This window comes from Blautia sp. OF09-25XD (assembly GCF_003482095.1).
In the GTDB taxonomy this organism is placed as follows: Bacteria; Bacillota; Clostridia; order Lachnospirales; family Lachnospiraceae; genus Fusicatenibacter; species Fusicatenibacter saccharivorans.
On record NZ_QUMG01000001.1, the window covers coordinates 338328 to 350323 of the forward strand.

At 48.7% G+C, this 11996-nt stretch carries 9 protein-coding genes and 1 pseudogene; 8 read left to right on the plus strand and 2 right to left on the minus strand.

Features of this window, described 5'->3' with window-relative positions; genetic code table 11:
* The first annotated feature begins 43 nt into the window (after window positions 1-43).
* The gene (gene feoB, locus DXA93_RS01630) at window positions 44-2389 is read left to right on the plus strand and encodes a ferrous iron transport protein B (RefSeq protein WP_119207640.1); all 2346 of its coding nucleotides are present in this window, start codon (window positions 44-46) and stop codon (window positions 2387-2389) included.
* Between the two features lie 96 nt (window positions 2390-2485).
* Here the strand turns inward: feoB and DXA93_RS01635 are convergent, their stop codons facing one another.
* Window positions 2486-3181 carry a hypothetical protein gene (locus DXA93_RS01635; protein WP_243106312.1) on the minus strand — a complete coding sequence of 232 codons (696 nt, stop codon included), beginning with the start codon at window positions 3179-3181 and terminating at the stop codon, window positions 2486-2488.
* Window positions 3182-3630: 449 nt separating this feature from the next.
* Here DXA93_RS01635 and pfkB point away from each other — a divergent pair, with 449 nt between their 5' ends.
* From pfkB to DXA93_RS01660, 5 genes are all read left to right on the plus strand, one after another.
* Window positions 3631-4539 (plus strand): 1-phosphofructokinase, encoded by a 909-nt coding sequence (pfkB, locus tag DXA93_RS01640; protein ID WP_055226351.1) that lies wholly within the window; start codon window positions 3631-3633, stop codon window positions 4537-4539.
* A gap of 15 nt (window positions 4540-4554) precedes the next feature.
* Window positions 4555-6468 (plus strand): PTS fructose transporter subunit IIABC, encoded by a 1914-nt coding sequence (locus DXA93_RS01645; protein WP_055265173.1) that lies wholly within the window; start codon window positions 4555-4557, stop codon window positions 6466-6468.
* Between the two features lie 68 nt (window positions 6469-6536).
* Complete coding sequence (locus DXA93_RS01650; protein WP_022463097.1) at window positions 6537-6794, plus strand: HPr family phosphocarrier protein; 258 nt, start codon at window positions 6537-6539, stop codon at window positions 6792-6794.
* A 263-nt stretch (window positions 6795-7057) separates the two neighbouring features.
* Complete coding sequence (gene ptsP, locus DXA93_RS01655) at window positions 7058-8707, plus strand: phosphoenolpyruvate--protein phosphotransferase (protein WP_118594763.1); 1650 nt, start codon at window positions 7058-7060, stop codon at window positions 8705-8707.
* A complete protein-coding gene (locus DXA93_RS01660) occupies window positions 8701-9456 on the plus strand; it encodes a DeoR/GlpR family DNA-binding transcription regulator (RefSeq protein ID WP_118594764.1) in 756 nt (251 codons plus the stop codon). Before ptsP ends, DXA93_RS01660 begins: the two co-directional genes overlap by 7 nt.
* A gap of 88 nt (window positions 9457-9544) precedes the next feature.
* Here the strand turns inward: DXA93_RS01660 and DXA93_RS01665 are convergent, their stop codons facing one another.
* Window positions 9545-10183: an EFR1 family ferrodoxin gene (locus tag DXA93_RS01665; protein ID WP_118594765.1), complete on the minus strand. Its 639-nt coding sequence runs from the start codon at window positions 10181-10183 to the stop codon at window positions 9545-9547.
* A gap of 203 nt (window positions 10184-10386) precedes the next feature.
* Here DXA93_RS01665 and DXA93_RS01670 point away from each other — a divergent pair, with 203 nt between their 5' ends.
* Both DXA93_RS01670 and DXA93_RS20405 read left to right on the plus strand, forming a co-directional pair.
* Complete coding sequence (locus DXA93_RS01670) at window positions 10387-11676, plus strand: transposase (RefSeq protein ID WP_243037963.1); 1290 nt, start codon at window positions 10387-10389, stop codon at window positions 11674-11676.
* Between the two features lie 15 nt (window positions 11677-11691).
* Window positions 11692-11985, plus strand: a pseudogene (locus DXA93_RS20405) (transposase); the annotation flags it as partial.
* Window positions 11986-11996 lie beyond the last annotated feature (11 nt).

The window sequence follows — 11996 nt, forward strand, 5'->3', positions numbered from 1 at the left end:
TATACTTACTATTGATAATGAGAATCAATAAGGAGTGAAATATATGACACTGAAAGAACTGCCGATCGGCAAAACAGCGACCGTCCGCACGGTAGGAGGAGAGGGCGCGCTGCGGCAGCACTTCCTCGATATGGGAATCATTCCGGGGGCGGAAGTGACGATGGTAAAGTATGCACCGATGGGAGACCCTGTGGAAGTGCGGATTCACAGCTATGAACTGACACTCCGCCTCGCCGATGCCGGACGGATTGCCATTGATGAGATGCGGGACGCTGTAAAAGAAAAAGAGCAGCCGGATGCGAAAGCAATTCCGCATCCCGGCTTTGGAGAGGGCGGAAAGTACCACAATAAGGCAGAGGAGCATCCGCTGCCGGAAGGAGAGCTGTTGTCCTTTGCGCTGGCCGGAAACCAGAACTGCGGCAAGACCACCCTGTTCAACCAATTAACGGGATCCAACCAGCACGTCGGAAACTTCCCCGGCGTGACCGTAGACCGGAAGGACGGTGAAATCCGCGGCCAGAAAAACACGCTGGTCACCGATCTTCCCGGCATTTATTCGATGTCGCCGTATTCAAGTGAAGAGATCGTCACCCGGAATTTCGTTCTGAACGAGCATCCGCGCGGCATCATCAATATTGTAGATGCGACAAATATCGAACGAAACCTGTATCTGACGATGCAGCTGATGGAACTCGACGTTCCGATGGTACTGGCCCTCAACATGATGGATGAGGTACGCGAAAACGGCGGTTCTGTGCTCGTGAACCAGATGGAAGAGAGACTTGGCATCCCGGTTATCCCGATTTCCGCTGCAAAAAACGAGGGAATCGATGAACTGGTTGCCCATGCTGTTCATGTGGCCAAATACCAGGAAAAACCGGGCAGAAAGGACTTCTGTGAGGCGAATGACCACGGCGGTGCCGTCCACCGTGCGTTGCATGCGATCATGCATCTGATCGAGGATCACGCCGCAAGGGCGGATATTCCGGTGCGGTTTGCGGCGAGCAAGCTGGCAGAGGGCGATGCGCTGATCCTGGAGCAGCTGGCCCTCGATGAAAACGAGAAAGAGATGCTCGAGCATATCGTCTGTCAGATGGAGACGGAGCGCGGCCTGGACCGCGCGGCGGCGATTGCGGATATGCGTTTTAATTTTATTGAAAAAGTCTGCCGTGAGACCGTGGTAAAACCAAAAGAGAGCCGCGAGCATGTGCGGAGCACAGAAATTGACCGTGTGCTGACCGGAAAATATACGGCTCTGCCATGTTTTGCCGGGATTATGGCGGCTGTCTTTTTCCTGACCTTCCATGTGATCGGAGCATCGCTGCAGAGTGTGCTGGAGGTTCTGATCGGAAAACTGACCGAGCTCGTGGACAGCGCCATGACAGCATGGGGCGTCAATCCGGTGCTTCATTCCCTTGTGATTGACGGTATTTTTAACGGCGTCGGAAGTGTCTTAAGCTTCCTTCCGATCATCGTCACCCTGTTTTTCTTCCTGTCCATTCTGGAAGACAGCGGCTATATGGCGCGCGTGGCATTTGTGATGGATAAGCTGCTCCGGAAAATCGGCCTCTCCGGCCGCAGTATCGTGCCGATGCTGGTCGGTTTTGGCTGTACCGTGCCGGGCGTCATGGCGAGCCGCACCCTGCCTTCCGAGCGTGACCGGAAAATGACGATCCTATTAACTCCGTTTATGAGCTGTTCGGCAAAACTTCCGATTTACGCGTTCTTTACCGCCGCATTCTTCCCGAAATACAGTGCCCTTGTGATGGTTCTTCTGTATTTCGGTGGTATCTTCATGGCTGTCCTGATGGCGATGCTGATGCAGGGAACTTTATTCCAGGGGGAAGCCGTTCCGTTTGTCATGGAGCTTCCAAACTACCGCATGCCGGGGGCAAAAAATGTCGGACAGCTTTTGTGGGATAAGGCAAAAGACTTCCTGCAGCGGGCATTCACCGTCATTTTTGTTGCCACGATTGTGATCTGGTTTTTACAGACCTTTGGAACGCATCTCAATGTCGTGGAGGACTCCAAGGACAGCATTCTCGCCGTTGTCTCCGGCCGTCTCGCCCCGGTTTTTCGGCCGCTTGGATTTGGAGACTGGAGAGTATCGACCGCCCTTCTAACCGGATTTATGGCAAAGGAGAGTGTCGTCTCCACACTTTCCGTACTGTTCGGCACGACCGCGCAGCTGACCGAAATTCTGACACCGGTTTCCGCATTAAGCCTTCTGGTTTTCTGCCTCCTCTATACGCCGTGTGTGGCGGCAGTCGCTTCCATCAAGCGGGAGCTTGGCGGCAGATGGGCAGCCGGTGTTGTCGTTTCCCAGTGTGTGATCGCCTGGCTGGCAGCTTTTGTCGTACATGGCTTTGCACTGCTGTTTGGCATGTAAAAAAGAACATTAAATAAGAAAAGCTCTGCAGAACAGAAAATGCAAAATTCTGATCTGCAGAGCTTTTGATATATGGCTGGTAAAAAAATGCCGGTTTTAAATTTTTCGTATCACATGCTTTAAAATTCTTGTCTTGTGGAGCAGAAAGATCGAGCAGTCCATAAACAGATGGGCAAGAAAGGTGCTCAAAATGACGCCATTTGATTTCAGCAGAAAGCCGACATGGAACCCATACCAGCACACGAAACCGGAGTAGGCGCTCATGATGACAAGAAGCGGTAGATTTTCCAACACGCCCCGCATCGTTTCAAGAAAACTCTTGACCGTAAAGTCGAAATACAGGAAGCGGCCGACCGTCAGTGTCAGGAAATAGAGAATCAGGCCGTCGTAATTCGTGTCCTCGTAGATAAAGCGGATGTACAGAAGAATCAGTACAATATAGAAGACCGAAATCAGCCGCACCGACGCCTTCTGCTCCGGGTCAAGGTGCGTGAGCTTTACCAGAACCACATCGAGCCAGCTCGTCAGAAAGACGGAGAGCACGATAAAGACAAGAAGCACCACATCCTGATATTTCTCCCAGTACATCGAAATCTGCGGCAGACGCTCATCGATAATGTAATAGAGGGAGAGGAAGAGAAGAATCGAAGTGCCGGAGAAAACCAGCTCATAAAAGCTTTCCACAATCTGATACTGCCTGCGCTGGTGTTTCTTCCGGCGTATTTTTTTCGCTTTTTCCTCTGTCTCCTCTTTTAGCTGCCGCTGAATCTGCAATTTTGCAATCAGAAGCACAAGGGCAAGCACCAGAATCAGCCGAGCAGTGAGACAAGCAGAAAACTGCCCACATTGGCGGGATCAAAATAGTGAAGAATATAGTATCGTTTCAAATAAAATCACCTCTTCTGGAAATTCTTTTTTTGATTTCTCTTCACTTTAGTACCAAATCCGGAAAAAGTAAAGTACAAAAATGAGAACAGAAAGAAAGTGTCTGATAAAAAATGACCGAAATGGAGAGAATAAAGTGATCAATGCGTGACAGGGAAGAAAAGATGACAATCAGTCAAAGTCGGTCAAAACAGGGCGATAAACCGGGAAAATCCGTCACAAAACTCTAAACTTATGCAAATGTGACAAAAAGAGAAGGGAAAATTCATGAAATATTAATGATTGATTTTGAATGAATATGACGATATGATAATCTTATCAAAGCAAACACGATCAAAATAAAGCAGGAGGGAAATATGATTTACACAGTGACATTCAATCCGTCTCTGGACTACATTGTATCGGTGGAAGACTTCAAGCTCGGCCTTACCAACCGCACAAGCTCCGAGCTGATGCTTCCGGGCGGAAAAGGAATCAACGTATCGACCGTACTTGGAAACCTTGGAATTGAGAGCACAGCGCTCGGATTTCTGGCAGGCTTTACCGGAAAAGAAATCGCCGGACGGCTCGACCAGATGGGAATTAAAAACGGCTGCATCTGGCTGGAAGAAGGATATTCCCGCATCAACGTCAAATTAAAGAGCATTGACGGAACTGAGATCAACGGACAGGGACCCGAAATCCCGGAGAAAAAAGTGGAAGAGCTGATGAAACAGCTTTCCGCACTCGGCGAGGGCGACGTTCTCTTCCTCGCAGGCAGCATCCCGTCATCCATGGCAGATGATGCCTATCAGAAAATTATGGAAATGCTCGACGGCAAGGGCATCCGCATCGTCGTAGACGCGACCCGTGATCTGCTGATGAAGGTTCTGCCGTACCACCCGTTCCTCATCAAACCGAACAATCACGAACTCGGCGAGATTTTCGGTGTGGAATTAAAGACAAGAGAGTCGGTTGTTCCGTATGCAAAACAGCTGCAGAAAAAGGGCGCACAGAACGTTCTGGTTTCCATGGCAGGCGAAGGAGCCGTTCTCGTTGCCGCATCCGGTGAGGTCTTTGAAGCTCCGGCCCCGAAAGGAAAGCTTATCAACGGCGTCGGCGCAGGAGACTCGATGGTAGCCGGATTCATGGCAGGCTACATGGAAAAAGAAGATTACCTCCATGCGTTCCATATGGGAATCGCAGCGGGAAGTGCAAGTGCTTTTTCTGAAAACCTTGCAACCCGGGAGGAAATTGCATCTGTCTACGAACAGATTACAAAATAAAAGGGAGGACGTCTCATGAGAATCACAGAGTTGCTGGACATCCGCAGTATTGCGCTGGATGCCGCACCGAAAAGCAAACAGGAAACGCTTGATGCAGCCGTAGCGCTGATGGTCAAAAGCGGAAAGATCACAGACGAAGATGCGTACCGTGCACAGGTTTACGCAAGAGAAGAAGAGAGCACCACAGGAATCGGAGAGGGAATTGCGATTCCGCACGGAAAATGTGATGCAGTAAACAAACCGGGCCTTGCAGCCATGGTGATCCCGAACGGCGTTGATTTTGATTCTCTCGATGGAGAGCCGGTCACCCTGCTGTTCCTCATCGCAGCGCCGAACACAAAAGACAACGTTCACCTCGATGTCTTAAGTAAACTTTCCATGATGCTGATGGATGAAGAGTTCACCAAGAGCCTTCGAAACGCAAGGACACCGGAAGAGTTCCTTGCCATTATCGACCGCGCCGATGAAGAGAAAAAGAGCGTAGATGAGCGTCTTGCAGAGCCGGTGGAAGCAAAAGAAAATCAGGTGAAGATTCTCGCCGTTACTTCCTGCCCGACCGGTATTGCCCACACTTACATGGCAGCCGAGGGAATCGAGAAAGCAGCGAAAGCAAAAGGATGCTTCGTAAAAGTCGAGACACGAGGCTCCGGCGGAGCGAAAAACGTGCTGACTGCACAGGAAATCGCCGATGCGGACTGCATCATCGTTGCAGCCGACGCACAGGTTCCGATGGATCGTTTCGACGGAAAGAAAGTCATTCAGCGCCAGGTATCCGACGGTATCAGCAAAGCAGATGAGCTGATCGAGCTTGCGATGTCCGGAAACGCACCGGTTTACAAGAGCGGCAATGCGCAGACAGCCGCAGCAAGCACGAAGAAGAACAGCGGCGGTATCGGCCACCAGCTGTACACCCAGCTGATGAATGGTGTTTCCCATATGCTTCCGTTCGTTGTCGGCGGCGGTATTCTGATCGCAATCGCATTCCTGATCGACGGACTTCTTGTTGATATGAACTCCCTTGATGCCGCAGCCAGATCAAACTTCGGTACGATTACCCCGGCTGCAGCGATGTTCAAACAGATCGGCGGCGTGGCATTCGGCTTCATGCTCCCGGTTCTTGCAGGCTACATCGCCATGGCAATCGGCGACCGGCCGGCACTTGCCCTTGGTTTTGTCGGCGGTATGATGGCATCGAGCGGAACCTCCGGTTTCCTTGGAGCACTCGTTGCCGGTTTTGCAGCAGGCTACATTATCCTTGGCCTCCGCAAAGCATGTGAGAAACTTCCGGAAGCACTCGAAAAGATTGCGCCGGTTCTGATTTACCCGGTAGTCGGCATCCTTGCGATGGGACTTCTGATGCTCTTCATTGTAGAGCCGATCATGGGAACCGTCAACACGGTACTGAACAATGGTCTTGCTTCCATGGGCGGATCCAGCAAGCTGATCCTTGGCATGATCCTCGGCGGCATGATGGCCATCGACATGGGCGGCCCGTTCAACAAAGCAGCTTACGTATTCGGAACAGCAGCCATCGCAGCAGGAAACTACGACATTATGGCATCCGTTATGATCGGCGGTATGGTTCCTCCGTGTGCGATTGCACTTGCAACCCTGCTGTTCAAAGATAAATTTACAAAAGAAGAAAGAGAATCCGGTCCGACCAACTTCATCATGGGACTCGCCTTCATCACCGAGGGTGCGATTCCATTCGCAGCAGCAGACCCGATCCACGTTCTTCCGGCCTGCATCATCGGCTCTGGCCTCGCAGGTGCGCTCTCCATGGCATTTGGCTGTACCTTAATGGCACCGCACGGCGGCATCTTCGTTGTACCGGTTATGGGAAATGCGCTGCTTTATCTGGTGGCAGTTGTCATCGGAACAGTGGTATCCGCAGTTCTGCTTGGAGTTTTAAAGAAAAAAGTTGCATAAAAGAGTAGAAAAAAGGCAGAAAACAAAGTAAAATAAAAATATCAAAGATCCTATGGGAGGAAAAAATCATGAAAGAATTTAAGTATGTTGTAACAGATCCAGAAGGAATCCACGCTCGTCCGGCAGGAATGCTGGTAAAAGCAGTCAAAGAATTTTCCTGTGATATCAAGATCGCAAAAGACGGAAAAGCCATGAACTGCAAAGCCATCTTCGGCATCATGGGACTGGCTGTAAAACAGGGCGAAGAAGTTACCCTGACCTTCGATGGAGCAGATGAAGATGCTGCATACGAAGCAATCAGCAATTTCATGAAAGAGAACTTGTAATTCTACAGAGCCATGCGGAATGGAAGAAAAAAGTGCGAATCATGCTTGCATGAATGAGTGCTTTTTTCTGGAATTCCATATGGCGAGAAGCCACATCGAAATGGAGCGTAAGCGGAATTGAGATGGGGCTCTGGAGAATTACAATATAGTAATCGGCAGGAGCGTGTTTGAAAAACTTTCTGAAACTAAGAAATCTTTTTTAAACACGCTCCGGCTGTCTGGACAGAAAATTCGGATATCGAGAACAAAGGTGGAGAAAACTTATGCAGATTTATCAGGGAAAAAGCGTATTTTCCGGCATTGCGATCGGAAAGATCCGCGTATACAAAAAGAATGAGCGTCAGGTAAAACGTGTGAAAGTAGAAAATCCGGATGCGGAGATGGCACGGTTTGAGGAAGCAAAGGCAAAAGGAATCGCACAGCTTGGCGTTCTGTATGAAAAAGCATGCAAAGAGGTTGGCGAGGCCAATGCAGCGATCTTCGAGGTACATCAGATGATGATGGAGGACGACGGCTACAACGAGTCCGTCGAGAATATTATCAAGAGCCAGGGCGTCAACGCTGAGTATGCCGTTGCAACGACAGGCGACAACTTTGCGCAGATGTTTTCTGCCATGGACGATGATTACATGAGAGAGCGCGCGGCAGACGTAAAGGATATTTCCGAGCGTCTGATCTCCATCTTAAACGGAGACGACACCGACGCATCCTTAAACGACGAACCGGCGATCATCGTGGCAGATGACCTTGCGCCGTCTGAGACGGTACAGATGGATAAGGACAAAGTTCTTTCTTTTGTTACCGTACACGGTTCTTTAAATTCCCACACCGCTATCCTTGCAAGAACCATGGCGATTCCGGCACTGGTCGGAACACCGCTTCCGCTGGATGAGAGCGTAGACGGAAAGCTCGGCATCGTGGACGGATCCGATGGAACCATCTATGTTGATCCGGACAAGGAGACTCTTGCTGCCATGCAGAAGCGTCGCACCGAGGAGGAGGAAAAGAAAAAACTGCTCCTCACCTTAAAGGGAAAAGAAAATATTACACTGGACGGACAGAAAATTCTGCTGTATGCTAATATTGGAAACATCAAAGACCTTGCGGCTGTCATGCAGAACGACGCGGGCGGCATCGGCCTGTTCCGAAGCGAGTTTATCTATCTTGAGCAGGATCACTATCCAACAGAGGAGGAGCAGTTCCGTATCTACAAACAGGCAGCAGAGACGATGGCGGGAAAACGCGTCATCATCCGTACCCTCGATATCGGTGCCGATAAACAGTGCGATTATTTCGAGATGGAAAAAGAGGAGAATCCGGCACTTGGCTGCCGTGCGATCCGCATCTGCCTGACGCGGCCGGAGATCTTCAAGACACAGCTTCGCGCGCTGTTCCGCGCAAGCGCATATGGAAAAATTGCCATTATGTATCCAATGATCACAAGTGTCGGCGAGGTTAGCCAGATCAAAGCGATTGTGGAGGAAGTAAAAGCTTCTCTCGCTGAGCAGGGCATTGAGTACGGAAATCCAGAGCAGGGTATCATGATCGAGACCCCGGCGGCTGCCATCATCAGCGATGAGCTGGCAAAAGAGGTTGATTTCTTCAGTATCGGAACGAACGACCTCAGTCAGTACACCCTCGCGATCGACCGCCAGAACACAAAGCTGGATCCGTTCTTTGATCCGCATCACCCGGCGATCCTGCGCATGATTCAGATGGTTGTGGAGAATGCACACAAAGCCGGCATCTGGGCCGGTATCTGCGGCGAACTCGGCGCTGACCAGGAGCTGACAAAAGAGTTCCTTGCGATGGGCGTAGATGAACTTTCCGTTTCTCCGGGAAGCATCCTTCCGCTCCGCAAGATCATTCTGGAAACAAACGTGGCAGAATATAAGGCAGGAAAGAAATGTTAACACAGCAGAGACATGAGATAATTTTGAAACTGTTAAAAGAAAAGGGAAGCATCACCGTGACGGAAGTCCGGGATCTTCTCGATACATCGGAGTCCACGGTACGCCGCGATATCACAGCGCTCGACAAGGAGGGCAAGCTGGAAAAGGTATTCGGCGGCGCCGTGGAAGCCGGCCAGAAGGTGACGGCACACGAGTACACCGTTGCACAGAAAAATGAGCTGAACTGCGATGCCAAACGGAAAATCGCAGAATATGCGGCATCCCTCATCGAGCCGGACGATTTCGTCTTTCTCGACGCGGGAACGACAACGGCGCATATGATCGATTTCATCCGGGCAACCTCCGCCGTTTTCGTGACAAACGCCGTTGCCCACGCACAGCGGCTGGCATCACGTGGGTTTAAGGTCATTCTGGTAGGCGGCGAGCTCAAAAGCTCCACAGAAGCCGTCGTCGGAAACCAGGCAATCCGCACGATCCAGGAGTATCATTTCACCAAAGGCTTTTTCGGAACAAATGGCGTAACCCGAAGAAGCGGCTGCACAACCCCGGACGTCAACGAGGCCGTCACCAAAAAGACCGCCATGGAACAGTGCCGCCAGTGCTACGTCCTCTGCGACGCAAGCAAATTTAACAGCATCAGCTCCGTCACCTTCGCAGACTTCGAAAAACCGATTTTTATCACGGACCGGAAAGTTCCCGGGTATGAGAAGAGCAAACATATCATCGTATGCGAGACGGAGCGAAAATAAAAAGCCAACATCTTACACGCACATAAATTGCAAAGCGCCCCGGCCCTGCAGATCATCTGAATGCAGGACCGGGGCGCCGTTTACAGACTTATTCTTTGATTTCCGCCAGCGTTACATCTGGATGATGATACTGCGGACGATGTTTCAAAAATGGAACTTTAAGCAGGGTAGCATTCTTGGGACACCAGTGAAGACAGGCATAACAGGCTGCACAGGAATGTCCTCCATAAAAATACGATGCAGTAACAAAATCTTCTTTTGGCAGACTTCCGTCAGATGTAAAGTTTGTTTTTCGTTCTTTTATAAAAGATATGATAGATTTTAACCGTTCCGGTGCTTTTTTCAGTCGTTCCAGATTTTCCTGCTCTGAGCTGATTAAACAGTTGCCTGGCATCTGCAGATCAAAGACAGCCGACAGGTTTGCACCGCTGCGGGAAAGTGCCTGACTTAGGCTGACAAAAGAATTTCCGCTTTTTCCATTGTTAGAAGTCATGACGACAAAAGTATAGCAGTCAGGATTGACCGTTAACTTCAATAAAAATTCTTTTACAATCCATGGCAGATCGCTCATGTAGGTAGGAAAGACAAAACCGATTATATCGTCTTTGCAGAAAAAATTGCTTTCTGTTTTCTGTTTTATAATATTCTCAACAGGCTGATTCAGCTCTTTTCCAATTTCTTTTGCAGCCCAAAGCGAATTACCAGTTCCGGTAAAATAAAAAATCATAAGTTTTTCCCTCTCTTTTTGAAGTTTATGACGGAGAAAATATTTTTATCCGTTTGCTTTATATTATTTTAAAACTATGATGTTGGGGTCAAAAGCCCCTCTATAGTACCTTGAAAAGTTCATATATTTTGTAGTAAATACAAGCCTAAATGGTTTACTTGCTGTATAATAGAGATATCTTAGTAGGAAAGAAGGCAATCTCTATGTCATTCAAAGAAAATACTTACCAGCAAATGTCATTTACAGATAGTTTTTCTGGATTAACTGCCAGAGAACAAAAAGCATTGGAAAAATCCTGGGCAAAAGTCTTTGCCGATGAAATATTTCCTGCCATTGATGAAAAGCGTTTTTCTGCCTTATACAGCGATAAGGCATCCAGACCGAATACTCCGGTCAACGTGATTGTTGGTGCGCTCATTATCAAAGAGCTTTTTGATTATTCCGATGACGAGATGGTCGAAAATCTTATGCTGGATTTTCGAATTCAGTACGCACTGCACACAACAAGTTTTGAAGAACAGCCTTTGAGTGACAAGACCTTAAGCCGTTTCCGCAAGAGGCGCTATGATTATGAAACACTTCACAACAAGGATCTTTACCATGATTGTGTGAAAGATTTAAGTGCTTCCATTGCAAAACTGATGGGAATCAGCGGTAAAGTCAGACGTATGGATTCCGTGATGATCGAATCCAACGTCCGCAGGCTCAGCCGAATGGAACTGATATACACCTGCATTGTAAAGCTGGCGATGTATGTGAATAAAATCAATGGTTCCGTTCTGTCTGACGATTTAAAACATTATATCGATCCTAACGATTTTAACAGAGTGATTTATCGTCAGCGCAGTACCGATGCAGATGAGCGCATGAAGCAACTCTTAACGGATGCGGATAAACTTCTTGCTCTGTGTGAGTCTGATTACAATGATTCAACAGAGTATGATCTGTTTGTCAGATGCCTGTCAGAACAGACCATTGTTGAAAATGAAAACCGAAGACTCCGCACGAAAGAAGACGGCGGCATGAAATCAACCATGCTGCAGAATCCTTCTGACCCTGAAGCGACATTCCGGAATAAAGCAGGAAAAGAGCATCGAGGATATGCTGCTAATCTTGAAGAATCCGTTGGAGCCAATGGTTCTGTTGTAACAGAGTACCAGTATGAGCAAAACAACCATAGTGACAGTCAGTTTATCCAGGAGCACCTTGCGCAGATGGATAACCAGGAAGAACGGACTGTTATAGTCACGGATGGAGCATATAGTGGAACAGAAAACACACAACTTGCAGCTCATAAAAACGTAGAACTGATTACCACAAGTCTGACGGAGAAACCGGCTCCGGATATCCTTGCTGATTTTGAATTCAACGAAGAGGGAACAAAAGTCCTCCGATGTCCAGCCGGCCATGCACCGAAAAGCTGTTCTTATATGAAACCAAGCAATCAGTGTGCCGTTTCCTCTCTGCATGAGCAGTGTGCCAACTGTCCGTAGCAGGATCAATGCAAGCCGAAGATCTTTAAGAAGGTTGCAAAAATAGTAACATCCAAAGCAGCGCATGAACGTGCGAAAATCCAACGGAACATGAATAGCAAAGAATTCAAAAATTATACAAGGCTGCGTAATGGAGTGGAAACTGTTCCATCGAATATACGCAAGAATTACCACTTGGAAAAGATACCTCGTGGGAAACAGCGGGGCAAGTTCTTTTTCGGTTCCAAGATAGCAGCATTGAATTTCAGAAAACTCTTCAACTATGTGAAGGGTTTAGGACATTACGCTCAAAATCCGGTACTTGTATAAAATCAAGGAAG

Bases quoted from the DNA above. Each gene is read 5' to 3' on its own strand.
- DXA93_RS01670 (WP_243037963.1), top strand. From the start codon at position 10,387: ATGTCATTCAAAGAAAATACTTACCAGCAAATGTCATTTACAGATAGT.
- DXA93_RS01645 (WP_055265173.1), top strand. From the start codon at position 4,555: ATGAGAATCACAGAGTTGCTGGACATCCGCAGTATTGCGCTGGATGCC.
- DXA93_RS01650 (WP_022463097.1), top strand. From the start codon at position 6,537: ATGAAAGAATTTAAGTATGTTGTAACAGATCCAGAAGGAATCCACGCT.
- DXA93_RS01665 (WP_118594765.1), bottom strand. From the start codon at position 10,183: ATGATTTTTTATTTTACCGGAACTGGTAATTCGCTTTGGGCTGCAAAA.
- pfkB (WP_055226351.1), top strand. From the start codon at position 3,631: ATGATTTACACAGTGACATTCAATCCGTCTCTGGACTACATTGTATCG.
- feoB (WP_119207640.1), top strand. From the start codon at position 44: ATGACACTGAAAGAACTGCCGATCGGCAAAACAGCGACCGTCCGCACG.
- DXA93_RS01660 (WP_118594764.1), top strand. From the start codon at position 8,701: ATGTTAACACAGCAGAGACATGAGATAATTTTGAAACTGTTAAAAGAA.
- ptsP (WP_118594763.1), top strand. From the start codon at position 7,058: ATGCAGATTTATCAGGGAAAAAGCGTATTTTCCGGCATTGCGATCGGA.